The organism is Pseudomonas alkylphenolica (genome assembly GCF_004025535.1).
Classification (GTDB): domain Bacteria; phylum Pseudomonadota; class Gammaproteobacteria; order Pseudomonadales; family Pseudomonadaceae; genus Aquipseudomonas; species Aquipseudomonas alkylphenolica_A.
The window spans coordinates 793,067-817,390 of sequence record NZ_QJRG01000047.1 but is presented as its reverse complement, the minus strand read 5'-3'; the positions used below and the strand labels follow the sequence as shown (position 1 = coordinate 817,390).

Annotated in this window: 23 protein-coding genes and 1 pseudogene; 7 read left to right on the top strand and 17 right to left on the bottom strand. The window is 62.5% G+C overall.

What is annotated here, in order from left to right; translation table 11 throughout:
• Positions 1–45 precede the first annotated feature (45 nt).
• Both DM813_RS19305 and DM813_RS19300 read right to left on the bottom strand, forming a co-directional pair.
• Entirely contained in the window at positions 46–1,581 is a 1,536-nt protein-coding gene (locus DM813_RS19305) for a class I adenylate-forming enzyme family protein (protein ID WP_128324963.1), read from the bottom strand.
• Between the two features lie 2 nt (positions 1,582–1,583).
• Complete coding sequence (locus tag DM813_RS19300; RefSeq protein ID WP_128324962.1) at positions 1,584–2,762, bottom strand: acetyl-CoA acetyltransferase; 1,179 nt, start codon at positions 2,760–2,762, stop codon at positions 1,584–1,586.
• A 149-nt stretch (positions 2,763–2,911) separates the two neighbouring features.
• Between DM813_RS19300 and DM813_RS19295 the strand changes: the two genes are divergently transcribed.
• Both DM813_RS19295 and DM813_RS19290 read left to right on the top strand, forming a co-directional pair.
• A complete protein-coding gene (locus DM813_RS19295; protein WP_128324961.1) occupies positions 2,912–3,484 on the top strand; it encodes a LuxR C-terminal-related transcriptional regulator in 573 nt (190 codons plus the stop codon).
• Between the two features lie 132 nt (positions 3,485–3,616).
• Positions 3,617–4,030 (top strand): annotated as a pseudogene (locus DM813_RS19290) (tetratricopeptide repeat protein); the annotation flags it as partial.
• A 50-nt stretch (positions 4,031–4,080) separates the two neighbouring features.
• On the opposite strand, the gene DM813_RS19285 reads toward DM813_RS19290, so the two are convergent.
• Both DM813_RS19285 and DM813_RS19280 read right to left on the bottom strand, forming a co-directional pair.
• Complete coding sequence (locus DM813_RS19285; protein ID WP_128324959.1) at positions 4,081–4,329, bottom strand: DUF2790 domain-containing protein; 249 nt, start codon at positions 4,327–4,329, stop codon at positions 4,081–4,083.
• Between the two features lie 135 nt (positions 4,330–4,464).
• Positions 4,465–5,394 carry a LysR family transcriptional regulator gene (locus tag DM813_RS19280; RefSeq protein ID WP_164897264.1) on the bottom strand — a complete coding sequence of 310 codons (930 nt, stop codon included), beginning with the start codon at positions 5,392–5,394 and terminating at the stop codon, positions 4,465–4,467.
• A gap of 109 nt (positions 5,395–5,503) precedes the next feature.
• Between DM813_RS19280 and DM813_RS19275 the strand changes: the two genes are divergently transcribed.
• The 4 genes from DM813_RS19275 to DM813_RS19260 all read left to right on the top strand — a co-directional run bounded on the left by DM813_RS19275 (position 5,504) and on the right by DM813_RS19260 (position 10,269).
• Entirely contained in the window at positions 5,504–6,328 is an 825-nt protein-coding gene (locus DM813_RS19275) for a gamma-glutamyl-gamma-aminobutyrate hydrolase family protein (protein WP_128324957.1), read from the top strand.
• Positions 6,325–7,398: a M14 family metallopeptidase gene (locus tag DM813_RS19270; protein WP_128324956.1), complete on the top strand. Its 1,074-nt coding sequence runs from the start codon at positions 6,325–6,327 to the stop codon at positions 7,396–7,398. The genes DM813_RS19275 and DM813_RS19270 overlap by 4 nt, the downstream gene beginning before the upstream one ends.
• 63 nt (positions 7,399–7,461) lie before the next feature.
• Positions 7,462–8,784: an MFS transporter gene (locus DM813_RS19265; RefSeq protein ID WP_128324955.1), complete on the top strand. Its 1,323-nt coding sequence runs from the start codon at positions 7,462–7,464 to the stop codon at positions 8,782–8,784.
• A 144-nt stretch (positions 8,785–8,928) separates the two neighbouring features.
• Positions 8,929–10,269 (top strand): OprD family outer membrane porin, encoded by a 1,341-nt coding sequence (locus DM813_RS19260; protein ID WP_128324954.1) that lies wholly within the window; start codon positions 8,929–8,931, stop codon positions 10,267–10,269.
• A gap of 9 nt (positions 10,270–10,278) precedes the next feature.
• On the opposite strand, the gene DM813_RS19255 is transcribed toward DM813_RS19260, so the two are convergent.
• The 6 genes from DM813_RS19255 to DM813_RS19230 all read right to left on the bottom strand — a co-directional run bounded on the left by DM813_RS19255 (position 10,279) and on the right by DM813_RS19230 (position 16,213).
• Positions 10,279–10,668: a hypothetical protein gene (locus tag DM813_RS19255; protein WP_128324953.1), complete on the bottom strand. Its 390-nt coding sequence runs from the start codon at positions 10,666–10,668 to the stop codon at positions 10,279–10,281.
• A gap of 124 nt (positions 10,669–10,792) precedes the next feature.
• Complete coding sequence (locus tag DM813_RS19250) at positions 10,793–11,614, bottom strand: HpcH/HpaI aldolase/citrate lyase family protein (protein ID WP_206617407.1); 822 nt, start codon at positions 11,612–11,614, stop codon at positions 10,793–10,795.
• Positions 11,611–12,816, bottom strand: a complete 1,206-nt coding sequence (locus DM813_RS19245) for a CaiB/BaiF CoA transferase family protein (protein ID WP_128324952.1) — start codon at positions 12,814–12,816, stop codon at positions 11,611–11,613. Before DM813_RS19245 ends, DM813_RS19250 begins: the two co-directional genes overlap by 4 nt.
• Positions 12,809–14,173, bottom strand: coding sequence for an MmgE/PrpD family protein (locus DM813_RS19240; protein WP_128324951.1), 1,365 nt, complete (start codon positions 14,171–14,173; stop codon positions 12,809–12,811). Before DM813_RS19240 ends, DM813_RS19245 begins: the two co-directional genes overlap by 8 nt.
• 10 nt (positions 14,174–14,183) lie before the next feature.
• A complete protein-coding gene (locus DM813_RS19235) occupies positions 14,184–15,347 on the bottom strand; it encodes an acyl-CoA dehydrogenase family protein (protein WP_128325263.1) in 1,164 nt (387 codons plus the stop codon).
• A gap of 38 nt (positions 15,348–15,385) precedes the next feature.
• The gene (locus DM813_RS19230; protein WP_128324950.1) at positions 15,386–16,213 is read right to left on the bottom strand and encodes an FAS1-like dehydratase domain-containing protein; all 828 of its coding nucleotides are present in this window, start codon (positions 16,211–16,213) and stop codon (positions 15,386–15,388) included.
• Between the two features lie 126 nt (positions 16,214–16,339).
• On the opposite strand from DM813_RS19230, the gene DM813_RS19225 reads away from it, so the two are divergent.
• Entirely contained in the window at positions 16,340–17,230 is an 891-nt protein-coding gene (locus tag DM813_RS19225) for a LysR family transcriptional regulator (protein WP_128324949.1), read from the top strand.
• 54 nt (positions 17,231–17,284) lie between these two features.
• Here DM813_RS19225 and DM813_RS19220 read toward each other — a convergent pair whose 3' ends face one another.
• From DM813_RS19220 to DM813_RS19190, 7 genes are read right to left on the bottom strand one after another with little or no spacing between them, the layout of a single operon-like run.
• On the bottom strand, positions 17,285–18,037 hold the full coding sequence (locus DM813_RS19220; protein WP_128324948.1) for an SDR family oxidoreductase: 753 nt from the start codon (positions 18,035–18,037) through the stop codon (positions 17,285–17,287).
• 48 nt (positions 18,038–18,085) lie between these two features.
• Positions 18,086–19,519: an aldehyde dehydrogenase family protein gene (locus DM813_RS19215; RefSeq protein ID WP_128324947.1), complete on the bottom strand. Its 1,434-nt coding sequence runs from the start codon at positions 19,517–19,519 to the stop codon at positions 18,086–18,088.
• Positions 19,516–20,250 (bottom strand): ABC transporter ATP-binding protein, encoded by a 735-nt coding sequence (locus DM813_RS19210; RefSeq protein WP_206617406.1) that lies wholly within the window; start codon positions 20,248–20,250, stop codon positions 19,516–19,518. The genes DM813_RS19215 and DM813_RS19210 overlap by 4 nt, the downstream gene beginning before the upstream one ends.
• Positions 20,247–20,987, bottom strand: coding sequence for an ABC transporter ATP-binding protein (locus DM813_RS19205; protein WP_128324946.1), 741 nt, complete (start codon positions 20,985–20,987; stop codon positions 20,247–20,249). The genes DM813_RS19210 and DM813_RS19205 overlap by 4 nt, the downstream gene beginning before the upstream one ends.
• Positions 20,984–21,925: a branched-chain amino acid ABC transporter permease gene (locus DM813_RS19200; protein ID WP_128324945.1), complete on the bottom strand. Its 942-nt coding sequence runs from the start codon at positions 21,923–21,925 to the stop codon at positions 20,984–20,986. Before DM813_RS19200 ends, DM813_RS19205 begins: the two co-directional genes overlap by 4 nt.
• A complete protein-coding gene (locus DM813_RS19195) occupies positions 21,925–22,827 on the bottom strand; it encodes a branched-chain amino acid ABC transporter permease (RefSeq protein ID WP_128324944.1) in 903 nt (300 codons plus the stop codon). Before DM813_RS19195 ends, DM813_RS19200 begins: the two co-directional genes overlap by 1 nt.
• Positions 22,824–24,074, bottom strand: a complete 1,251-nt coding sequence (locus tag DM813_RS19190) for an ABC transporter substrate-binding protein (RefSeq protein WP_206617405.1) — start codon at positions 24,072–24,074, stop codon at positions 22,824–22,826. Before DM813_RS19190 ends, DM813_RS19195 begins: the two co-directional genes overlap by 4 nt.
• Between the last annotated feature and the right edge of the window lie 250 nt (positions 24,075–24,324).

Genomic DNA, 24,324 nt, shown 5'->3' with positions numbered 1-24,324 from the left:
TCCTGTCTTGTTCTTATTGATGGAAACCAGGTGTGAAGGAGCCTTTCACACGATCGCGGCAGTGCTTGTGGCCTCCTTGAGCCAGTGTCGCAGTTCGGTCTTGAGCACCTTGCCGTAGCTGTTCTTGGGCAACTCGGTGCGAAACACGTATTTCTTCGGTTTCTTGAACGAGGCCATGCGGGCGGTGAACCACGCCGTGAGTGCCTGCTCATCCAGCAGGCGCTCATCGCGGGCAACCACAAAGGCCACCACCGACTCGCCCCACTCGGCATCGGCTTCACCCACCACACACACCTCGAATACGTCGGGGTGCAAGGCCAGCACCTCTTCCACCTCGCGCGGGTACACGTTGCTGCCGCCGGAAATGATCACGTCCTTGCAGCGGTCGGTGAGGGTCAGGTAGCCGTGCGCGTCGAAGTAGCCGATGTCGCCGGTCAGCAGCCAGCCATCGACCAGCGTCTCGCGGCTGGCGGCCTGGTTGCGCCAGTAGCCGTGCATCACGGTTGGGCCGCGCACCACGATCTGCCCGGGTTGCCCGGCGGCCAGCGGACGCAGGTCGGCGTCGACAATGCGCACATCCACGCAGGCATGCACCAGCCCCACGGACGAAGCGATACGCGTCCAGTCAGGGTGCTGGCGATCGGCAATCACCTCGCGGGGCAAGGCGCTGATGGTCATCGGGCTTTCACCCTGGCCGTAGATCTGCACCAGCCGCGGGCCGAAGGTGGCGACAGCGTCCTGCAGGTCCGCCAGGTACATCGGTGCGCCACCGTAAACGATGGTCTTGATCCCTTCCCCGCCGTACCCGGTCAGCCGCGCCTGCTCGACCATGCGCTTGACCATGGTCGGCGCAGCGAACAATGAAACCTCACCGAGCCCGCTGGCGAGCTCGAACACTTCCTCGGCTTTGAAGCCACGGGAATCCGGCACCACATGCCGGGCGCCGCAACGCACATGAATGAAGTTGTACAAGCCGGCACCGTGGGACATCGGCGCGGCATACACCACCGCCTCGCTGCCGCTGACGGCATCGACATCCAGCGGATAACACAACGACATCGCCACCAGGTTGCCGTGCGAGAGCATCACCCCTTTCGAGCGCCCGGTGGTGCCCGAGGTGTAGAACAGCCAGGCCAGGCGGTCGGCATCGCAGGTGTAGGGCATTGCCAGTGCGGCACCGACGTGCTCGACGACGCGTCCGCGGCCGGCCTGCTCGCGGCAGTCGTCCGAAAGTTCACCGGGGGCAAACACTTGCCCGTCGTCGGTGAAGATCACCCGCGCCTGGGCGTTGTCGGCGATCCAGCCGGCCTCGCTGCGGTGCAGCTTGCAGTTGATCGGCACTGTCACCGCGCCGATCCACCACACGGCGTACATCAGTTCCAGGTACTCGCAGCAGTTCTTCATGAACAGGGCAACGCGATCGCCTGGCCCTACCCCGTGCTCGTGAATCAGCTGATACGCCAGGCCGCGCACGTTGGCGGCAAACATCTGGTAATCGGCAAGCTGCTTCTGCCCCTCAAACAGCGCCGGGCGTTCGGGCCAACGCTGGGCGGCGCTGTGCAACCAATTGGCAATATTCACACTCACGCCCTCCGTGCCTGAAGCACCGAGGCGTAGTTGGCCACCGCCATACCGCCCATGTTGAACAGCAACCCGAACTCGGCATCCGGCGCCGCCAGCCCGATCGGGTTGCCAGTCAGTTGCCCGAACGCCAGGGCATGCATCGATACGCCCGTTGCGCCCACCGGGTGCCCTTTGGCCTTGAGCCCACCGGAAAGGTTCACCGGCAGCGTGCCGCCGTGCTGGACGATGCCCTCCTCAAGCGCCCGATGGCCCTGCCCCTGCGGGGCAAGGCCCATGGCTTCGTAGATCAGCAGTTCGGCGATGGTGAAACAGTCGTGCACCTCGGCGAAATCCAGGTCGTTCAGGGTCACCTGCACCTTGCCCAAAGCGGATTGAATCGCCCGCTGCGGCCCTTCAAAGGCCAGCAGGTTGCGCTGCGACAACGGCAGGAAATCATTGACCTGCACCAGGCTCCTGATTGCCACTTCACGGCGGAACTGCCGGGCACGCGCCGGCGAGGCCAGCACAATCGCCGCCGCGCCATCGGTGACCAGCGAACAGTCGGTCAAGCGCAGCGGCCTGGCGATGTAGGGATTGCTTTCGGACACCGTGTTGCAGTGCTCGAAGCTCATTGCCTTGTGCATTTGCGCCAGGGGGTTGCTCATGGCATTGGCGTGGTTCTTTGCGGCAATCGCGGCCATGGCCGACAACGGGCTCTGGTACTGCTGCTCGTAGCGCGCCGCCGCCAGCCCGAACAGCTGCGGGAAACTCAGCCCGGCTTCTTCCGCGTCGTGCTGATAGCCCGCCCCGGCCAGGGCCGTGGTGACTTGTGCGGTGGAATTGGAGGTCATCTTCTCTGCGCCCACCACCAGCACCAGCTCCGCGCTGCCGGACAAGATCGCATTGATCCCCACCTGAATCGCCGCCGAGCCCGAGGCACAGGCATTCTCGCAGCGGGTGGCAGGCTTGAAGCGCAGCGCCGGGTCGGCCTGCAACATCAGCGACGCCGCAAAGCCGTCCGGCACCAGCCCGGAATTGAAGTGGCCGAGAAACAGCGCGTCGATTTCCGACGCGTCCACCTGAGCATCCGCCAACGCGGCACGGGTGACATCGACAATCAGGTCTTCGAGGGTGGCATCGGTCAAGCGGCCAAAGCGCGAATGCGCGGCGGCGACGATGCTGACGCAATTGCTAGCCATGGTTTTTATCCTTCTGGTTGAACAGGCGTTCCTTACAATGGCCCCAACCCCGAAGCCCTCGCTATTCGTGCAACTACGTATAGGGATGAGTAGCCCGACTGGTGGATACTGCAGGGCGAAAACTCACAAGAACGAGGGAGGCCTGCGCCATGACCGACCCAGCCCGACAACTGCAAGACCTTGAACGCCTGGCCTTCCAGGTATCGCCTGCGCCGCAAGTGATCACCGGCAACCGCCGCATGCTGGACCTCAACGAAGCCTTCCAGACCCTGTTCGGCTACGAGCGCGACGATCTGCTGGGCGAACTGATCCTCAAGCTCTATCCCTCACAGGCCGACTTCAACATCATTGGCGAGCGCAGCCTGAGCTGGCTGCGCCATGCCAAAAACGGTGCCTACTCGGATGAGCGCTTCATGCAGCACCGCAGCGGCGAAGTGTTCTGGGCGCGGGCCAACGGCTACACCCTGACCCCGGACGACCCGTTCCAGCTGATGGTGTGGCACTTCGAGCGCATGGACCGGGTGTTCCGGCCCACGGTCAACCTTACCCCGCGGGAGCGGGAGATCTCGGCGCACATCGTCAACGGCCTGACCTGCAAGGAGATCGGCCGCAAGCTGGCGATTTCGCACCGCACGGTGGAGGTTCACCGGGCGCGGTTGATGAAAAAACTGCAGGCGAAAAACAGCGCGGAGCTGGTGTCAAAGATCATCGTGTTGAACTGACCACACCCCGACGATTCGGCGGCTGTGCAGCGGGAACTTCAGGTTGCCGATCCAGTCTATTGGGCCCAGCCGAGCAATGCTTAAGGCCCGTAGCGCAACGGTGCCGCCCGAGATCAGCCGAGTCCGCCCCCGATGCCCACCCTGAATTTTTTTCCAGGCCTGATCCTGGTGTGCTGCGCCGCCACGTCGCTGTACGCGGTGTCTGCGGAGCGTGGCAGTGCGTCACGCAGCAACACCGCCTCTACCACCCTGATTGAAACCGCGTCGCAGCAGTATGCCGATGGGCAACTGGACCAGGCCGCGGCCACACTGGAGCGGGCGCTGCAGATCCAGCCGAACAACCCCGCGACGCTGCACTATCTGGGTGTGTTGCGCCTTCAGCAGGGCCAGTACGAGCAGGCGCAAACCCTGGCCGCGCGTTCCAACCTGCGGGTGGGTCGTAATGTTCAATTACGCAACCGCAACTTCCAGCTGATCCAGGCCGCGCAAAAGGCCGAGACGGCGAACGCCACAGCCAATGCCGAAAGGGACCGGGCGGCCGTTCAGAGCCTTGCCAGGCGACTGAGTGATGGCGTGCATGCGCGCCCTGGCCTGGCTTACTGACCGCCCCAGCTGGTATCCGTCACGCTGTACACAAGCCGGTTAGTTTGGCCCTGAGGGTCGATGTACTCCAGGGTGGCCGGGTAGACCGCGTCGTCGCTGGGGGTTGTGGTGATCGACACCACCTCGGCGATATCAAGGTGCATGCCGCACTGGTACTGCGTGTCGGCGACAGCCTGTGAGTCAACAGCCAGAACTGGGCTCGCGGCCAACATCAGCATGACGAAAGTGAAGGATTTGTTCATTGCTCGTTGCCTCGATGCATCTACTGCGTTCTTCATTCCCTGGTCGTGCAATCGGGTGACCGTCTGGGTCACTGTGCTGCCTGCTGCAACAGCCAGTATGGACCCGCACCATGAAATACGCCTGCATCGGTGCGGCTATCGGTAGGTTTCGATCTCCTGCTGCACGGCCTCGAAATACGCGCGGATGATGGCGAACGATTGCTCCGCTGCCGGGACCTGCGTGCGGTGCCGGATCGTGACGATACCCAGGGTGAGGTCAAGCTCGAAGGGCGGCTGCACGTCAATGATTGCCACGCGGCCCTCCCTGAGCAGTTTGAGCATGGCCAGAAAGGTGGTTGGGACAATGGCGTTGGTGTTCACGACCAGGTTGTGAACCGTCTCGATGTTGTTGATGCTCGCGGCAAAGTTGTTCTCGATGGGCAGCTGCATGCCATAGAGATGAGCCATCTTCAGCGTCAGCATTTCGCTGATGTACCCCGAGCCGATCAGCGGATGCTCGCGCAAGTCCTCGATCGTCACGCCCTTGCGCCCGGCCAGCGGATGATCGGCCCGGGCGAACCAGCCAAAGCTGCACTTGTACAACGGTTCGACCGCCAGCTCCGGGTAGGTGGCCGCCGCGCCAACATCGCCGATGAAGAAATCGAGCTTTTCCTTTTGCAGGGCATCGAGCAACACATCCGTGCTGTGCACCTGCGCCTGGATTTTCAAACCAGGACCAACGGCGAGCAGTTGCTGGATCAACGCCCCGAGAAAATCGATGGCCACCGACGACCCCAACCCGAACGACAACGGCCCATACGCACCGTTTTTCATCAGGTTCAAGGTTCTTGCGCCCTCACGCTCGTCGAACACGATCCGCTTCGCCCGCCCCAGGTATTCCATGGCATAGGGCGTGGGGTGTAGCCGACGATTGGTGCGGTCAAACAACGACACCCTCAACTCGTCCTCCAATGCCTTGATGCTTCTGGACAGCGCAGGCTGGCTCAGGTGCACCGCGTCAGCGGCGGCGCTGAGCGAGCCGGTTTCCATCAGGGCGAGGAAGTGTTGCAGCTGCCGGGTGTTCATGTGCGTCCCACTTGCAGTTTGTGCATGACATCTGAATTTATTATGCAATTTACCACGATAAAGGCCTCTCATAGACTGGAGATCTCGTTCAATCTGTCAGTACCTTTTCATGACCAGACTCCCGCTTTTTGCAGACGGCGCGAAACCGCTTGTAGCCATCGCAACCGATCGCGTGGACCGCTATGGCCATCCTGCGCATACCCTGCTTCACGGCTACGTGGACGCTGTTTCGAGCATCGCCGGGGCGCTGCCGCTGGCCCTGCCCGCCGATCCCGACGCTATCGACTTCGACAGCCTGGTGGCCCATGTCGACGGTGTCGTGCTCACCGGCAGCCCGTCCAATATTTCGCCGCAACGCTACGGCAGCTCGGCGACGCCTGACGTGGCGACCCTGGACCTGGCCCGCGACGCCACCGTACTGCCGCTGGTCAAACGCCTGGTCAGCGCCGGGATACCGGTACTGGGGATCTGCCGTGGTTTCCAGGAGATGAACGTCGCCTGGGGCGGCACGCTGGACGCTGCGGTGCATGAGCGCCCCGGGGCGATCGACCATCGCGAGGGCGACCATGCCCGGCCCATTGTCGAGTGGTACCAATACCGCCACGACATCGAGATCGTTGCCCACGGCGTGCTGTCCAGGCTCCATCGCGGTGCAACGGCACCGGTAAACTCCCTTCACCATCAGGGCATCGAGCGCCTGGGCAGCGGCCTCATGGTCGAAGCCACAGCCCCGGACGGGTTGATCGAAGCCTTCTCGGTGAAGAATGCACCCAGCTTCGCACTGGCGGTGCAGTGGCATCCCGAGATGCGCGTGCACGACGACCCGCTGTCCCGTGAAATTTTCGAGGCCTTTGGTGAGGCCTGCCGATGCCGGCAGGAAAGCCGCCTGCGTTCGATCGTAGCAACAGCCACCGCCGAGACTGTAACCCCATGACGAACGTTGATCACATCGACGGGCTCTTCAGCCCATCGTATGCCCAGGCACGCGAAAAATTCATGGCCGCTGCCAGCGCCAGAGGCCTGGCTGTCGACACCTTTGAACTGGGTCTCAAGGGCGCCGAGAATGAAACGCTGGCCACCGACGTGGTGTTCGACGGCCCACGGGATGCGTCGAAACTGCTCATCGTGCTCAGTGGCGTGCACGGCGTGGAAGGCTTTCCGGGTTCAGCCGTGCAGACCGGTGCGCTTGCGCTCGATGCGCGCAAACCCGACGACACGGCGATCCTTTACGTTCATGCGATCAACCCGCACGGGTTTTCTCACCTGCGCCGGGTGACCCAGGAGAACGTCGACCTGAACCGCAACTTCATCCGCTTCGACGCACCGCTGCCGCAGAACGATGGCTACCATGAAATTCATGAAGCCCTTCTGCCTGCCCAGTGGCCACCGCAGGATGACCAGGCGCTTGAGCAATACCGCCAGACCCATGGCAACAAGAAGTTCCAGTGCGCCGTTTCCCTTGGCCAGTACCAGTACCCGGACGGCATGTTCTTCGGCGGCCAGGCCCCCACCTGGAGCAACAACACCTTTCGCCAGATTTTGCGCACCTATGCTGCCAACGCCAACGTCATTGCCTCAGTGGACGTGCATACCGGCCTTGGCCCTTATGGTTACGGTGAAAAGATTTTCGCCAGCCACGACATCGACACACTGGAGAAAGCCCGGCACTGGTGGGGCGATATCACCGATGTGCATGCCGGCAGTTCGACCAGCGTGCCGATGAGCGGCCCGATTCAGGTGGCCATTTCGGAAGAATGCACGGCTGCCAGGCACATCGGCATCTGCCTTGAGTTTGGTACGTACCCGATCGAGAACATGATCACCACACTCAGGGCCGATCATTGGGTATTCCGCCACCACCAGCAGCACACGGCGCAAAGTTGTGAAATCACCCAGCAACTAAAAGCACTGTTCTACCCCGAGCACACGAACTGGAAGACACCGGTGTGGACGCAAGCCAGCACGGTAATAAACCAGGCATTGCAGGGGCTGGAGCGCTGGTAAGCGCCTCAGCGAGAAACAGGGACTTGTTTAAGATCAATTATTATAAATACAGATATCTTGACTATGAACGATTCAATATTACCGATCACTGAGCAGCCGCTTGTGGAACACCCGAAAAGTGCGACCGCAGCTCCATCGATCAGTCGAAAATCCGTCGCTGCTGCCGTGGCCGGAAATGCGCTCGAATTCTATGACTTCGTCATATACGCGTATTTCGCCATTTATATCGGTAAAGCTTTTTTCCCGGTGGCAGGTGAATACGGCAGCCTGATGGCGGCAGCCGCCACCTTTGGGGTCGGCTTTCTCGCCCGGCCATTGGGTGGTGTGCTGATCGGAGCGTTTGCCGACAAGGCCGGACGCAAGCCGGCAATGATCCTGACGGCAGCCCTGATTACCCTCGGCACCGTCGGCGTGGCGATCACGCCAAGCTATGAAGCCATCGGCATCGCCGCGCCGACCATCGTCGTGATCTGCCGCTTGTTGCAAGGCCTGGCCCTAGGCGGCGAGATCGGCCCTGCGACGTCATTGCTGATCGAAGCCGCACCACCCGGACGCCGTGCCTTCTACGCCAGCTGGCAAGTCGCAAGCCAGGGCCTTGCAGTCGCCGTCGGCGGGCTGCTTGGCGTGTTGCTGTCGCTAAGCCTGAGCGCCGAACAACTGGCGAGCTGGGGCTGGCGGATACCCTTCCTGGTGAGCCTGGTACTGATCCCGCTGGTTGTCTACATGCGCAAGTCGCTGCCCGAAACCCACGAAGGCGAGAAGGAGCGCAGCGGCAGTGCCATCGTCGGCGAAGTACTGCGCAACCATAAAAAGATCCTGATTATTGGCGTATTGCTGTTCGCCTCGATCGCCGTGGCCTCGCAAATCGGCAACTACATGGTGAGCTACGCGGTGCAGGTGCTGAAGCTCCCGGCGGCAGTCGCCCAGAGCAGTGTGCTGATCGGTGGCATCGTGACCTTTGCCTTCTCGTTGCTCGGCGGGCACCTGAGTGACCGTTATGGCCGGCGCGTGACCAACATTCTGCCGCGCGTTGCACTGGCCATCCTCATCGTGCCGCTGTTTTTGTGGCTGACCGGCTCTCCCAGCCTCGTCACCCTGCTTACCGTCAACGCCGTGATCGCTGCCCTGACAGCCCTGTTTGGCGCGGCAGGCATCGCCCAGGTACCAGAACTGCTGCCTATCGCCATTCGCAGCACCGGCCTGTCGATTTCATATGCCTTTGGCGCAGCGATTTTTGGCGGCAGCACCCAATTCATCGTCACCTGGCTTATTGCTGCCACCGGCAGCGCCATGGCCCCGGCATGGTACCTGGTCGGCATCAGCGTGATCAGCCTGATTGCCATGCGCCTGCTGCCAGAATCACGCAACGCCAATGTTCAACAATAACCTCCGTTTGGCCATGCACGGTTGAGCAACTGTAAGGGAACGTTATCCGTGCGTTTAAACATCGCCCTGTAACTTTCCGGTTTAAAAACAACAACAATAACTTCAGGCATCTGTCTGTTAACACAACAGTTATAGGCACAGTCAATGTACCGCACCCTAAAATTGGCAATAGGCTCAATCGGCACGCTTGCGGCCGTCATTTCAGTATGTCCGGTTTATGCACAAGATCACGGATTTGTTGAAGACAGCACCCTTACATTGAATACCCGCCAGTGGTATTCGCATGAAATCGGCAGCAAGGCTGTACGCTTCCGGGCCCAGACCTCCGAGGGCCCGCGTGCCGTACGCGACCGTACGGCCTGGGTGCAAGGCGCCAAGCTCGATTACCTCTCCGGCTTCACCCAGGGTGCGCTGGGCGTTGGCTTCGACTTCTCGGTCTACTCGGCCGTGGCCCTGGAGCGCAGCAAGCTGGCAACGGCGGGCGGCAGCAACCGCATCCTGGTAGACAAGGACGGCAATGTCGTCGACGACTGGAGCAAGGTCGGTGTCGCAGCGCTCAAGCTCAAACTGGCCGAAACTACGCTCAAAGTGGGCCGGCACCAGATGAAAAGCCCGGTCATGAGCTATGCCGATACCCGCACACTGCCCGCCTCGTTCGACGGCATCTCGCTTGAAAGCCATGACATCGAGGGCCTGACAATCAAGTCCGGCTACTTCGACAAGGCCTCGCCGAGAACCGGCGCCGGTACCCAGGACCTGACTCCGACCTACACACTGAAACCCGTGACCAGCGACTTCATTGCCTATGGCGGCGCTGACTATGTTTCCAAGAGCGGATGGCGCAGCAGCGCTTACCTGTCGCGCTTCGAGGATATCTGGGACCGTGAGTACCTTGGCCTGGGCAAGAAATGCCAATGGGGCCCGATCAGCACCGACGTGCAGCTGGATGCCTACAACACCCAGTCCAGTGGCGCCGAGAAAGGTGGCTATATCGACCAGCAGGCCTATGGCCTGAGCGTCGCGCCAACCTGGAAAAACCACACGCTCAAACTTGGCCTGCAGAAAATCGATGGCGATGAGTTCTTCGACTTCGTCGGTGAGTCCAACGCGATCAACCTGCCCAACATTGCGCTGTCGAACTATAACGGGCCGAACGAAAAATCGTTCCAGGTCAATTACATGAACGACTTTGCCGCTTACGGCCTACCCGGCCTGCGAACGTCCGTCTGGTACATCAAGGGTTGGGGTATCGATGCCATCCATTACAACGGTGGCCCGAACGGTATGTATTCGACATTCAAGAACCAGGATGACGAAAACCACTATGAAGTGGGCACCCTCGCCAGTTACGCCGTGCAATCCGGCGACTTCAAGGGCGCCAGCGTCACCGGTGGCTATGTCTGGCACCGCTCCAGCCAGTTTCAGCTGGAGAACAACATTGAAGAGTTTCGCCTGATCATCAACGTTCCGTTCAAGATTCTGTAACGCTGGGGTCTAGTGTGCGACCCCCATCGCGCCAGCCGAGGTCTTGCGGATCAGCGCTACGTCGATATGGTAATTGGAGAAGTCACTCGACCTTGCGTCGGTGCGCAAGGTGGCGCTCAGGACCACGTCGTGCTTGATTTGCAGTTGCTCCAGGGTGCTGGAGAACTGATGCTCATGCACGAGCAGGAGCAACACGCACTCGGCGCCCGCGGCCAGCTTCTGCTGCATTTCGGCAACGCTGAACACCAACCCGACGCCGCGCTGGTAGGCGGCGACAAGGTCACGGGTAGGCTCGGTATCCAGGTTCAGGACTCCGCTGACCCGGCGCAGGTTGGCCACGCGCGACTGCGTGAGGACATGGCCACAAGCCTGCAAAAACAACGATTCATACCACTCCACATCGATCTCCTTGAAATTGGCGCGACACCAATACCGCACTTCAAGGAATCATGCCAGCCCGTCGCCAACAGCGGCACTGCACGAGCCAGGCTTGCCGGCGATTGAGCGCGAAGCGCTCACCGGCCTAGCCGCGCTTGAGTACCTGGCGAGCGGCAGCAATGACGGGAGCATCGATCATTTTGCCTTCAAGCCTGAATGCACCCGGCGCACCCTCCGCCGCCTGCAGCACCTTGCGCGCCCACTCGATCTCCTGCACCGACGGTTGAAACACCGCCGCCGCCACCGGCACCTGAGCGGGATGGATGCACAGCATGCCGCCAAAGCCCATGTGCAGCGCATCGCGGGCAAAATCAGCCAAACCCTCGCTATCGGAAAAGTCGGGGAACACCGTATCAAGCGGCCTGGCCAATCTGGCAAGCCGGGTGTTCAGCAGGATGCTGTAGCGCACCTGGTCAAAGATCCGCACGGCAGCCGTGCTGGTCGCCTGCACCCCCAGATCCAGGCCAAGGTCCAGCGCGCCGAACGCCAGGCGTTCAACACCGTTGGCGCAGGCTATTTCAGCGAGGTTGCGCAGGCCCTCTGCACTTTCGATCAAGGGCCAGATGCGCTTGCCACTCAGGGCGGCATGGTTCACCTGTGCGGCCGACTCTGCCTTTGGCAACAGTATCGCCGATACCTGAGCGAAGCCGCTGCAGAACGCCAGGTCTGCCTCATGCTCCGGATGGCCATAGGCATTGACCCTGACCACCACTGACACCGTGGGGTTGGCGGAAAAAAACGCTGCAAGGTTCGCCCGCGCCTGCTGCTTCAGCGGCTCTTCAACGGCATCTTCAAAGTCAACGATGACCCGGTCCGCACCCGTGGCGAGTGCTTTGGCGAACCGGTCCGGGCGACTGCCCGGCACGAACAGCGCGGTCTTGACCGAGGGTTCCAGCGCCATGCTCATATCACACCCGCCGATTTCAATTGCTCTACGTCGCTCAAGGAATACCCCAGCTCGGCAAGTACCGCTTCACTGTGCTCACCCAGCGCGGGGATGGCATCCATGCGTGGCGTAAATGCGCTGTTGGCACCCGGCGGCAACAGCGCCGGCAACTCGCCCTTGGGGCTGCTGACATCCACCCAGCGCTTGCGCGCCTGCAGTTGCGGGTGCTTCCACACGCCGTGCATGTCGTTGACCTTGGCGTTGGCGATAGGCGCCTGATCGAGGCGGCTGACCACTTCCTGAATGCCGAGGTCGGCAAACGCGCTGACGATAATCGCACGCAGCGCCTGCCGGTTGGCGGAGCGCTTGGCGTTGGAACTGAAGCGCTCATCCGCCAGCAGCTGCGGTTGGCGCAGCACGCGTTCACAGAACAACGCCCACTCGCGCTCGTTCTGTAGCCCAAGCATGATCGTATCGCCGTCGCCGACGGGAAACGGGCCATAGGGATAAATGGTGGCATGCGCGGCACCGGCCCGCGCCGGCGGCTCTGCACCGTCGAACGCGTAGTACATCGGATAGCCCATCCACTCGACCAGGCTTTCGAGCATGCTGACATCCACGCGGCTGCCCACCCCGGTTTTTTCGCGCAGCATCAGTGCCGACAAAATACCGGTATAGGCGTACATGCCAGCAGCGATATCGGCAATCGAGCACCCCGCCTTGGCCAGTTCGTTCTCCCCTACACCACCGGTCACCGAAAGAAACCCGCCCTCGCTCTGGATCAGCAAGTCATAGGCCTTCTTCTGCTCATACGGCCCGCCCTCGCCGTACCCGGAGATGTCACAGACGACGAGCCGAGGGAAGCGCTCGCGCAGCGCTTCGAACGATAGCCCCATGCGTGCCGCCGCTCCGGGTGCGAGGTTCTGCACGAGGACGTCGGCCTTGGCCAGCAGCGCTTCGAGAATCGTGTCGGCGCCGTCTTTCTTCACATCGAGGGTGAGGCTTTCCTTGGAGCGGTTGGTCCACACGAAATGCGACGCCAGGCCCTTGGTGCGGGTGTCGTAGGCCCGGGCGAAATCACCGCCCGCCGGCCGTTCGATCTTGATCACGCGGGCACCCAGGTCCGCCAGCTGGCGGGTGCAGAAAGGCGCCGCAATGGCATGTTCAAGGCTCACCACGGTGATGCCGTCCAACGGGCGTGGGGAAGCGTTTTGCTCACTCATGGTCGAACTCCGTCAGCGCCGCCAGGTTGCGCGTGTCGTCCAGGGACCACACGCGATTGATCAGGGTGTTTGACTGCACCGGGTCCAGCGCCTTCGAGAAGCGCACCAGGCGCGCGAACTTGTCTTCCAGTTCTGGCCGGCTCAGGGTGTTGCCCGGATCGCCCTTGGGTTCGTCGATGGCACCGGCGACTACCCGGCCCTCAGTAGTGGTGATGCTGACGCGCCCGAGCCAGCGCTCGGGGTAGGCGCCGTCGACCTCCGGGTCCAGTTGCATGCTGACCCGCTGGCGAAATGCGACGACCTCGGGGTCGGTGAGCGCCAGCGACTGAAACTCGGTCAGCCCGGCTTTGCCATGCACCGCAATCAGCGCCAGCACGGTGCCCATGGAGAACTTGGCCTGGTGCACGGTCTGCGGCACCGTCACCCGCCCCAGCACATCGATTGCGCCCTGGTGCACATGGGTTACCACCGAGGCGATGTCGGACGCTTTGAGGTTTTCCTTTTGCATCACCGCCAGCAGCGCATCGGCGGCCGGGTGGGTATGGCGGCACGAGGCGTGGAACTTGAAGGAGGTCTCGGCCAGGGCCCAGCGCTCGCCGAGGCGATCGGCGAGCTTCGATGGGTCGGCGTCACTGGACATCCCGGCCGCCATGCCCTGCTCGCCCTCAAGGATATTCCTCGCCCCTGTCAGGCCGTCTTCGGTCAGGTACGCGGCGAGCAAACCGTCGGCCGCCGCTTTGGCGGTGTGCAGTTGCTTGGAATCCGCGGCATCGCGGAGGAACTCCCAGAGGCCGGCGGCTTGCGTGCCGGCGTTGCCGAACAGGTTGATGAACTGTTCCTTGTTGAAGCCCAGCAGCTTGCCGACCGCGACGGCGGCGGCCAGGGTGCCCACCGTCGCCGTGGTGTGGAAGATCCGGTAGTGCGAGCGCCCGAGGAATTCGCCGATGCGAATGCCCGCTTCGTAGCCTGCCACCGAGGCCACCAGCAGCTCCCGTCCGGATTTGTTCAGCTCCTGGGCCGCCGCCAGCACCGCCGGAAACACCACCGTCGCCGGGTGCAGCACCGAGCTGTTGTGCAGGTCGTCCTGCTCTACCAGGTGCGAGGACGCACCGTTCACCAGCGCCGCGAAGTACGACGAGGTTGTCTTGCCGCTGACGATAATCGTCGAGGCGCCGCGATCAGGGCCCATGAGTGCTGCGTAGCGCTCGAACAGCGGCACCGGGTGCGAGCCTTTGCTGGCCAGCGCAGAGCCGAGCCAGTCGAGAAACAGGTCCTCGGCGCGGCGCATCACCGAAGGCGGGATGGCCTCGAATTGCAGGTCTGCGAGAAAGCCAGCCAATGCGTGGGTATTGTTCATGGCCGTCTCCTTAGAAGCTGCGGGGCAGCTCAAGCAGGTGCTCGGCTACGTAGGCAAGAATGAGGTTGGTGGAGATCGGTGCGACCTGGTACAGGCGGGTTTCGCGGAACTTGCGCTCAACGTCGTATTCGCAGGCAAAGCCGAAGCCGCCATGGGTTTGCAGGCAGGCGTTCGCCGCCTCCCACGAGGCCTTCGCCGCCAGGTACTTGGCCATGTTGGCACTGGCGCCCGCCGCCTGGCCGCTGTCGTATTCTTCGCAGGCACGCCAACGCATCAGGTCGGCCGCTTCGACCTCGATGTGCACCTCGGCAATGGGAAACTGAATGCCCTGGTTCTGGCCGATCGGCCGGCCGAACACCACACGTTCCTTGGCGTAGTTACGGGCCTTTTCGATGAACCAGCGGCCATCGCCGATGCACTCGGCAGCGATCAAAGTGCGCTCGGCGTTCAGGCCATCGAGGATGTAGCGAAAGCCCTTGCCCTCTTCGCCGATCAGGGTGGATTCATGCAACTCAAGATTGTCGAAGAACAGCTCGTTGGTCTCGTGGTTGACCATGTTGGCGATCGGCTGAACCGACAGGCCATTGCCGATGGCCTCGCGCAGGTCGACGAGGAAAATCGACATGCCGTCCGACTTCTTCTGCACCTCGGCCAGCGGTGTGGTGCGGGCCAGCAGAATCATCAGGTCGGAATGCTGGATACGCGAAATCCACACCTTCTGGCCATTGATGACGTATTTGTCGCCGCGCTTGACCGCGGTGGTTTTGATCTTGGTGGTGTCGGTTCCCGTGGTTGGCTCCGTCACCCCCATCGACTGCAGGCGCAGTTCACCGCTGGCGAGTTTCGGCAGGTAGTAGCGCTTCTGCGCTTCGCTGCCATGACGCAGCAAGGTGAACATGTTGTACATCTGCCCGTGGACGGTGCCGGAGTTGCCCCCGCAGGCATTGACCTCTTCGAGGATCACCGACGCTTCGGTGAGGCCCAGGCCCGAGCCGCCGTACTCGGCGGGGATCATCGCCGCCAGCCAGCCGGCCTCGGTGAGCGCGGTGACGAACGCCTCGGGAAAGCCTTTGTCTTCGTCGATTTTGCGCCAGTACGCGGCATCAAAACCTGCACACAGGCTTCTGACGCCTTCACGGATCGCATTGATTTCTTCGTTGTTCTTGTAGTTCATCGGTAACGGCTCTCGTGTGTTCGACCCGAAGGTGCGGCTCATTCAAATTCCACGTCGGCGACCTGCGCCATGCCCGCCTGATTGCCGGCCCACAGCTGCGCAGTGCCGGGCGCATCGATACGCCCGCCGACCTCGAAAGGCTCGGGCGAAAACAGCGGACGGACGCCGCGGTAGGCAAACTTGCGCACTGAACGCGTGGGGTTGGCGCGCAGAAACGCGCGCAGGTTCAGCGTGGCAATCAGCGGGCCGTGCACCACCAGCCCGGGGTAGCCTTCCACCTCGGTGGCGTAGGGAAAGTCGTAATGAATGCGGTGGCCGTTGAAGGTCACGGCGGAGTAGCGAAACAGCATCGTTGCCGAGGCTGTCACCTGCTCGGCCCAATGCCCTGCGGGCAATGCTTCGGAGGAACGCAGCTTTGGCGCTGCGGGCTCGCGGAAGACGATGTCCTGCTCTTCACGCACGCGCACATCGCCGTGCTGGACGTACTCGTGGCAGACCGTCACGAACAGCAGCTTTCCGGCCTGGCCGGTCTTTTCTTCGATGCGCAGGATGGTGGAGTTACGGCTGGCCGGCTCACCCGCGACGAGCGGCGCGAAGAACTCCACCCGGCCGCCCGCCCACATGCGCACACGGTCCTCGGCCGGGGGCAGGAAACCACCTCTGGCCGGGTGACCATCGGCGCCCAGCACGGCCTCATCGACCGGCGCCTGAAAGAAGCACCAATGCCACAGCGCGGGCAGCGGCTCGCCTGGTGCCGGGGGCACTTCACCCAGGGTCGCGGCGATGCGTTTGAGCTGCGCCTCGTCCAGCAGATCGGCGACCGTTTCGGTGCGCCCGATCCATGCAGTGAAATTCGAGTGGGACATCAAATCTCTTCCTGACGGTTGTTGTTATGTGTCGATCATGAGAGCCTTGTATCGTTCTGAGAAGTAGCGTTTCTTAAACCCGGCGTTCTGCTTTGATTAACGCTAGCGCCACGTTGGAATGACCTCATGCACCTGGATCTCACCGACCTTCGCCTGTTCATTCACATCGCCGAGGCCCCCAGCCTGACGCAAGGCGCCAAGCGCGCATTCATCTCGCCTGCCGCTGCCAGCGTGCGCATCAAGGCCATGGAAACCCAGCTCAACTGCCACCTGCTGTACCGCGACAGCCGCGGCGTGGAACTCACCGATGCCGGGCAGCGCCTGCTCAAGCACGCGCGCCTGATCATGCGGCAGTTTGGCTACCTGAAAACCGAATTCGCCGAGTACGGCACCGACGCCTCCGGCCACATCCGCATCTTTGCCAACACCACGGCGGTGACCGAGTTTTTGCCGGAAGTGCTTGCCGGTTTTCTCGCGCAAAACCCGGGCGTGACCGTCGACCTGCAAGAGAAGCTGTCCAGGGACATCGTGCGTGGCGTGCTGGAAGGTTCAACCGACATGGGCATCATTGCCGGGCCGGTCGTCGCCAAGGATCTGCAGGTGCTGCACTTCAGCACCGACAGGCTGGTGCTGGTCGTGCCCAAGGGGCACCCGCTGGATACCGGCAAGGCGCTGAAGCTCAGTGCTGCCCTTGGCTACCACCACGTGGGCCTGCAGCAAGGCAGTACCCTGCAGGCGTTCATGCAGGAGCAGGCCGAAAAACTCGGCGTGCAGCTGTCGTGGCGCATTCAGGTTTCAAGCTTCGAGTCCATTTGCCGCATGGTTGAAGTCGGGGTGGGCATCGGGGTGATCCCCGAGTCGGCTGCCATCCGCCACAGCAAAACGATGGAGCTGGCCATCGTCCAGCTAGACGAAGCCTGGGCCGTGCGCGAGCGCAGCATCCTGGTACGGCAACTGGATGCATTGCCTGGCTGCATCCGGGCGCTGATCGCGCTGATGAAGCCCGGCGAACAATAAAGCGAGTACCCCAAGGCGCCCTGTCGTGGGTAGGCGCCTTGGGGTGTCGGTGTGTTACACCACGCGACCGCCGTCGACCGGCAGTTCCACGCCGTTCAGGAATGCTGCGGCGTCAGTGGCCAGGAACACCGCAACCGCAGCGATGTCATCCGGCTTGGCCAGGCGCCCCAGGGGAATGGTGGCGAGGAACTTCTTGCGGTTTTCCGGGGTGTCCGGCATCCCCATGAAGTCTTCCAGCAGGGCCGTCTCGCCCATCACCGGGCAGATGTTGTTGACCCGGATGCCATCCGGGCCAAGCTCCACCGCCAGGGATTTGGACAGCAGGTTGACCGCACCTTTCGAGCCGTTGTACCAGGTCAGCCCCGGACGCGGACGAATACCCGCCACCGAACCGACGTTGATGATCGAGCCGCTTTTGCGTGCGCGCATCAGCGGCACTACGGACTTGGTCATGTGGAAGATGGATTTGACGTTCACCGCAAACACGCGGTCGAAGGTCTTTTCGTCAACGTCCATCAGCGGCTGGTTACGGTGGGTGGTACCGGCGTTGTTGACCACCACGTCCGGCACGCCGAACTTGCTGACGCACAGGTCTACTGCCGCCTGGACCTGGTCGGCCTGGGTGACATCGCAGGCCGCGGCGATGGCGTTGGCACCGAGTTCATCGGCAAGCCTGGCGGCCGCTTCAAAATTGATATCGGCGAGCACGACTTTCGCGCCCTCCTCCACGTAGCGACGAGCAATACAAGCGCCGAATCCGCTGGCGGCGCCGGTGACGATGGCGACTTTATTATTGAGCTGTGCCATTTTTCTCTCCGTTGTGGGTAAAACCGTCGTGTGTTGAAAATGCCGGGCCTAGCCGTGATGGCTGACGACCGTTTTGGTGATGCTGAATTCTTCGAGTGCCAGCAGGCCTTTCTCCCGGCCATGGCCGCTCTTGCGGATACCGCCGAAGGGCAGCTCGACGCCGCCGCCTGCGCCATAGCAGTTGATGAACACCTGGCCGCCTTCAAGGCGCTTGGCCATGCGCTGCTGGCGCGCACCGTTCTCGCTCCAGATCGACGCTACCAGACCATAATCGGTACCGTTGGCCAGGGCTACCGCATCGTCCTCATCATCGAACGGCAACGCTGCCAGCACCGGGCCGAACACCTCATCCAGCGCCAGCTTGTGATCCCGTGGCACCGGGCCGAACAGCGTCGGCCGCACGTAATAGCCGGTCGGCGGCAGGTCGCTGTCCATCTTGCCTTCGGCGATCACCGGCAGGTCGGAATCGATGCAGTCCTTGATGAACTGCTTGACCCGGCCGAACTGGGCCTTGGTGATGATCGGTCCGCAATCGGGTGAACTTTCCGGCAGCCCGACGCGCACCTCACGGAACTTGGCCGCGACACGGGCGATCACCTCGTCAAACACTTCACGCTGGATCAGCACACGGCTGCCTGCCGAACAGGTCTGCCCGGCGTTCTGAATGATCGCGCCAACGATCACCGGCACGGCCTTGTCGAGGTCGGCATCGGCGAAGACCACCTGCGGGCATTTGCCGCCCAGTTCCAGCACGCATTTGACATGGTTGGCGGCGGCCGCCGTCTGGATGGCAACGCCCACCTCGGGCGAGCCAGTAAAGGTGATGAGGTTGATTCCCGGGTGGCCTGCCAGCGCCGCGCCGGCCTCGCGACCGTAGCCGGTGACGATGTTCAATGCGCCAGCGGGCAGCCCGGCCTCGGCGGCAATTTCGGCGAAGCGCAACGAGGTCATGCAGGCATCTTCGGCCGGCTTGACGATCGAGGCATTGCCCATCGCCAGGGCCGGCGCCAGGGTGCGGCCGAGCATCTGCGCGGGGTAGTTCCAGGGGATGATGTGGCCGACCACGCCGCAGGCTTCGCGCACGACGCTGACGCTGTAACCGGAGAGGTACGGGATGACCTCGCCATGCACCTTGTCGGCAGCACCGCCGTAGAACTCGAAGTAGCGCGCCAGCGCTTCGATGTCTTTGCGCGCCAGGGCAATCGGCTTGCCGGTGTCTTGTGCCTCGATGGCGGCAAGCTCGTCGATGTGTGCCAGCACGCCGTTACCGATGCGCACCAGGACACGCCCGCGCTCGGTGGCGCTGAATTTGCCCCAGGGGCCATTCACTGCCGCGCGGGCGGCCTTTACTGCGCGATCGATGTCTTCAGGCGTACCCCGGGCAATTTCGGCGTAGGCTTCGCCCGTTACCGGCGAATACACGGGAATGCTTTGCCCGCCAGACGCGGGTACGTGCTGGCCGTCGATGTAAAGCGTACTCATGAATGTGCCTCCAAAGGCAGGTATGAAGGGGTGTCGGGACCCACCGCAGTGGCGAACCTGGTCACCGCTGAAAGCTCACCGCGCTCGATGTGCAGCACGTGGTCGGGCACGTCCTTGAGCAGGCTGCCGTTCGACTCAGTGACCACGATGCACAGGTCGGGCATGCGTAGCTGCAGGTTCTTCAGGGCGTTGCTGTATTCGGTGGCCAGCGCCGGGGCCAGGCCCTGGAACGGCTCGTCGAGCAGGATCAGCTTGCTGCCGATCATCAGCGCACGCCCCAAGGCCGCCATCTTGCCCTGGCCACCGGACAGCGCCGCACCGGAGCGGCCCAGCATCGGCTTGAGCTGGGCGACGACATCGAGGGTCATTTCCAGGCGCTCATCCACCTGCGCCTTCGACATGCCGGCCACCTGGCACGGCAGACGCAGGTTCTCTTCAATCGACAGGGTGGGAAACATCACCCGCTCTTGCGGCGCGTAACCGATGCCCAGGCGTGCCCGGCTGTGTGCGGCCACCCGCAGCAGGTCGCGGCCTTCGAACAGGATCTGGCCCTCCTTGAGTTTGACCAGGCCCATGATGGTGCGCAGCAGCGTGGTCTTGCCGGCGCCATTGCGCCCGACAACGGCAATGATGTGGCCGCTGCGCAGCTCGGCATGCACCCGGCGCAGGATGGGCGCGCGGACGATGTCGACGCTGACGTGGTCCAGCTGGAGCAAAATGTCGTTGTTCATTCGCCGAGTACCTCACGCTGGATCAGCGGGTTGGCCAGCACCTGCGCCGGCGTGCCATCGGCGGCGATGGCGCCGCTGATCCAGGCCGCCACGCGGGTGGCATAACGCTTGACGATGTCGACGTCGTGCTCGACGAAAATCGCCGTGACCTGTTGCTCGTCGAGCGCACGCATGAGGATCTCCATGACGCCATGCTTCTCTTCGGTGGACACCCCACTGGTGGGCTCATCGAGGATCAGCAGCTTGGGTTCGAGCATCAGCGACATGCCCACGTCCAGCAGCTTGCGCTGGCCCTCGGGGAGGTTGATGCACAGCTCGTGCTGGCGCTCGCGCAAGCTGATCAGGTCGAGCATGCGGTCGATCTCCTGACGGGTACTGCCGGCCGCCAAGGGGTTCCAGGACGACAGCTTGCCGCCGCGCGCCACCGCCGACAGCTCCAGGCACTCGCGCACCGTTTGCTCGAGGAACAGCTGCGGCAGCTGGAACGAGCGGGCCATGCCCCGGCGCACGATGTTGCGCGGCGACCGCCCGGTGATGTCGTTGCCGGCAAAGCTCACCGTGCCCCTGCTCGGTTTGAGCAAACCGGTGCAGATGTTGATGAAGGTGGTTTTACCGGCACCGTTCTGGCCGATGACTGCCAGGCGCTCGCCCTGCTCGAGGCTGAAGTTGATGCCGTTGGCGACGACCAGGCCGCCGAAGGCCAGGGTCAGGTCAGTGGTTTGCAACAGCGCGGTCATGCGGCACCTCCTTCAGCGCCCTTGCGCTTGCCAAACAGGCCGGTGAGGCCCTTGGGCAGGAAGTAGATGATCACGATAAGAATCGCCCCGAGGATCAGCTGCCACGAGCCGCTGACCAGCACCGCCGCGTACATCTTCAGGAACTCATACAGCAGTGCCCCGACGAAGGCGCCGACCGCATGCCCGGCACCGCCCAGGATGGCGATGAAGACAAACTCGCCGGAGCGCAGCCAGTAGCCCATTTCCGGCGTGACCAGCCCTTGGGACAGGCCGAACAGCGCACCGGACAAACCACACAGCGAGGCCGACAGCACATAGCCCTTCCACAGCACTTTCTTCGCCGAAATGCCGAGGTATTCCAGGCGGGTTTCGTTGGTTTTGATCGCGGCCAGCGCCTGCCCGCCGCTGGAGCGAAAATAGCGCTGCACACCGAAGGTGGCGATCAGCGACAGCGCGAGCACCACCAGCAGCAGGCCGATTTCGTACGGGTCGCGGGTCAGCTCGAACCCGAACAGGGTCGGCCGGTTGATGCGCACGCCATCGGTGCCCCCGGTCAGCTCGTAGAACTTGCCGAGCACGGTGAACAGCACCATGGAGATGGCCAGGTTGAGCATGCCAAAGAAGATCTCCCGGTAGCGCACCACAAACGCCCCGATCAGCATGCCGGCGACAACGCTGGCCAGGGTGCCAAGGGCGATAAGGACGATGCCGTCCAGCGCCGGGTAGTGTTTGCCCACGAAGGCCACCACATAGCCGGAGATACAGGCATACATCGCATGGCCGAAGGAGATTTGCCCGGCCTTGAGCAGTACCACGATACCGAGTGCGGCAAGGCCATAGCAGAGCGAGAGGATCAGCGGAATTTTCAGCCAGGGGAACGTCAGCGCGACGCCCAGGATGACAACAGCGGCCGCAAGGGCAAGCAACAGTGAGCGCATCAGATTTTCCTCGCCTGGACGACAGTGAACAGGCCCTGCGGGCGAATCAGCAACACCAGCACCATGATCAGGTACGGCATCACCACTTCGAACTCGGGCGCCAGGTACACACAGAAGGATCGCGACAGGCCGATCAGCAGCGCGGTGATCAGCGCCCCGGTGATTTGCCCAAGGCCGGCACTGGCCACCACCGCGAACGACAGCACGATCATGTCGGCACCGATGCCGGGCACCAGCGAGGTCGTCGGTGACGCCAGCGCGCCGCCCAGCGACCCCAGCACCGCCCCTACCACGAACGTCAGGTAGCCGATGCGCCGGGCGTTGATACCGAGCGCCGTCGCCACTTCGCGGTCATGGGTGACGGCGACAATCTGCCGGCCCGCCAGGGTACTGTTGAGGAACCACTTCAACAGGAAGTACACCGCCAGCGCCGCACCCGGTACGAACAGCAGCTGGTAGTTCATGTACACCACCCCCATCAACTCGGAGGTGCCCAGCTGGTTGACCACATCGGCGACAAAGTAAGGCTGCGTGCCCCAGATCATGCGCTGCAGGTCTTCAAAGATCATGAACGCACCGAAGGTCACCAGCAGCTGCAGGATCGGATCGCGGTCCTGGAACTTTTTCAGCAGCAACATCAGCACCGTACCCAGCACCACCCCCATGGCGATGGCGCCGCTGATCAACAGCGCCACCGACACCAGCGCAGAATCCGAGCCCTGGCCCCACCACAACCCCAGCGAGGCGGCGCCATAGCCGCCGAACGCGTAGAGGCTGCCATGCGCCACGTTCAGAATCTTCACCACGCCGAAAATGAAGGTGAGCCCCAAGGCGACGAGGAACAACAGCCCGGCGTAGGAAATACCGTCGAGCATCGCCAGGATCAGGATATCGCTGCTCATTGAGCTGCACTCAGCGGCTGAACCTGATCAAGCAGCGCCGGGGTTACGGTCTTCACCCACTCGTGCGACTTCTCGCCGGGCGGTGTGGTGACCTGGTCGGCTTGCACCAGCATGATGTCTTTGAGCACTTTGAACTTGTAATCCGGGCTGGCGGTGGTGATCCCGAACAGCTGGGTTTCAAGGCCCTGCCCGTCTTCAGGACGGATGTGCACCGGGCTGGTCAGGCCACGGAAATCCAGGCCCTTGAAGGCGCCAGCCAGTTGCTCTTCGTTCGGCCACTGGCCGCCGTTGGCCTGAATGGCCTTTTTGTACGCCGCCGTCATGCCATCGAGCGCCTGGACCATGTGATACACCGAGTAGATCGGGTAGCTGCCGGTACGCTCATGGAACTTGGTGACGAAGGCTTTGTGCCGGGGGTCGTTGGCGTATTGCGGGCTGAGGAAGTAATGGTCGCCGCGGGCACCGATCAGCACGCCCTCTGGCAAGGTGTTGCCGAGCCGCTCCAGCGAGGTTTCGCCGAGCGCGAGGAAGAACTGCGAGTTCTTCAGCAGGCCACGCTGGCTGGCCTGGCGTACAAAGGTATCGAGGTCGCCGCCCCACGAGGTGGAGAGCACCACATCAGGACGCAGCACCTGCAGGCGGCTGACTTCTGCGGAGAAATCCGACGCGCCGAATTTGGGGAACAGCTCGGCAACGATTTTTACATCCGGCTTGAGCTGCTTGAGCACCGCACTGAAGATGTCCCACGAGTCACGGCCCCAGGCGTAGTCCTGGTTGACCACGGCGAGGGTTTTGAAATCCGGGTTGACCTTCAACAGATAAAGAACACTGGCGACCATCTCGGTGACGGCGTTGGCCTGGGTGCGGAACACATAGTTGTAGGTGTGCCCTTCCAGCGCCTTTTCGGTGCCGCAGTCCCAAAGGATGTTCACCACCTTCAAGTCTTCGGCGACCGGCGCCAGGGTGTTGCAGTTGCCGCTAGAGATAGACGCGACCATCACCTTGGCGCCCTGCTCCTGCACCACACGGCGGTACTCGGAGAGCAGCCGGTCACCGCCCACGCCTTCATCGACATAGATCGGCTCGACCTTGACGCCGTCGATACCGCCCGCGGCGTTCAGCTCCTCGATGTAGATTTCGGCAGCGGCCTTGGCCGGCATCCCGAACACCGAGGCCGAACCGGACATAAAGGTGGTGATGCCAATTTTCAGGGTGTCGGGCTTAGCGGCGTCTGCATAGGCTGGCAAGGTCGATAACCCGATTGCTGCCGTGGTGAGGAGCCGCGCGCACAGGGGGAAAAGCTTGGATTTGACCATTAGGAAGTTCTCTCGGCTTTTGTTTTTGTTATGACGCTGTGTGCCGAGAATGCCCCCGAGGCCCCGTTTATGGAATTTGCATTTCTGTAACCCGGCGTTAAGCAAAGCGGAACACCGAATACACCAGGCTACTGATCAGGCGAATGGGCTTTTGCATTCGCCTGGGCTTAAGGGTGGCTTA

Coding starts and splice junctions, on each gene's coding strand:
- DM813_RS19280 (WP_164897264.1), bottom strand. CDS start 5,394: ATGAACACCCGGCAGCTGCAACACTTCCTCGCCCTGATGGAAACCGGC.
- DM813_RS19220 (WP_128324948.1), bottom strand. CDS start 18,037: ATGGCACAGCTCAATAATAAAGTCGCCATCGTCACCGGCGCCGCCAGC.
- DM813_RS19230 (WP_128324950.1), bottom strand. CDS start 16,213: ATGTCCCACTCGAATTTCACTGCATGGATCGGGCGCACCGAAACGGTC.
- DM813_RS19235 (WP_128325263.1), bottom strand. CDS start 15,347: ATGAACTACAAGAACAACGAAGAAATCAATGCGATCCGTGAAGGCGTC.
- DM813_RS19265 (WP_128324955.1), top strand. CDS start 7,462: ATGAACGATTCAATATTACCGATCACTGAGCAGCCGCTTGTGGAACAC.
- DM813_RS19275 (WP_128324957.1), top strand. CDS start 5,504: ATGACCAGACTCCCGCTTTTTGCAGACGGCGCGAAACCGCTTGTAGCC.
- DM813_RS19215 (WP_128324947.1), bottom strand. CDS start 19,519: ATGAGTACGCTTTACATCGACGGCCAGCACGTACCCGCGTCTGGCGGG.
- DM813_RS19300 (WP_128324962.1), bottom strand. CDS start 2,762: ATGGCTAGCAATTGCGTCAGCATCGTCGCCGCCGCGCATTCGCGCTTT.
- DM813_RS19245 (WP_128324952.1), bottom strand. CDS start 12,816: ATGAGTGAGCAAAACGCTTCCCCACGCCCGTTGGACGGCATCACCGTG.
- DM813_RS19270 (WP_128324956.1), top strand. CDS start 6,325: ATGACGAACGTTGATCACATCGACGGGCTCTTCAGCCCATCGTATGCC.
- DM813_RS19240 (WP_128324951.1), bottom strand. CDS start 14,173: ATGAACAATACCCACGCATTGGCTGGCTTTCTCGCAGACCTGCAATTC.
- DM813_RS19250 (WP_206617407.1), bottom strand. CDS start 11,614: ATGAGCATGGCGCTGGAACCCTCGGTCAAGACCGCGCTGTTCGTGCCG.
- DM813_RS19295 (WP_128324961.1), top strand. CDS start 2,912: ATGACCGACCCAGCCCGACAACTGCAAGACCTTGAACGCCTGGCCTTC.
- DM813_RS19210 (WP_206617406.1), bottom strand. CDS start 20,250: ATGAACAACGACATTTTGCTCCAGCTGGACCACGTCAGCGTCGACATC.
- DM813_RS19260 (WP_128324954.1), top strand. CDS start 8,929: ATGTACCGCACCCTAAAATTGGCAATAGGCTCAATCGGCACGCTTGCG.
- DM813_RS19285 (WP_128324959.1), bottom strand. CDS start 4,329: ATGAACAAATCCTTCACTTTCGTCATGCTGATGTTGGCCGCGAGCCCA.
- DM813_RS19200 (WP_128324945.1), bottom strand. CDS start 21,925: ATGCGCTCACTGTTGCTTGCCCTTGCGGCCGCTGTTGTCATCCTGGGC.
- DM813_RS19205 (WP_128324946.1), bottom strand. CDS start 20,987: ATGACCGCGCTGTTGCAAACCACTGACCTGACCCTGGCCTTCGGCGGC.
- DM813_RS19195 (WP_128324944.1), bottom strand. CDS start 22,827: ATGAGCAGCGATATCCTGATCCTGGCGATGCTCGACGGTATTTCCTAC.
- DM813_RS19225 (WP_128324949.1), top strand. CDS start 16,340: ATGCACCTGGATCTCACCGACCTTCGCCTGTTCATTCACATCGCCGAG.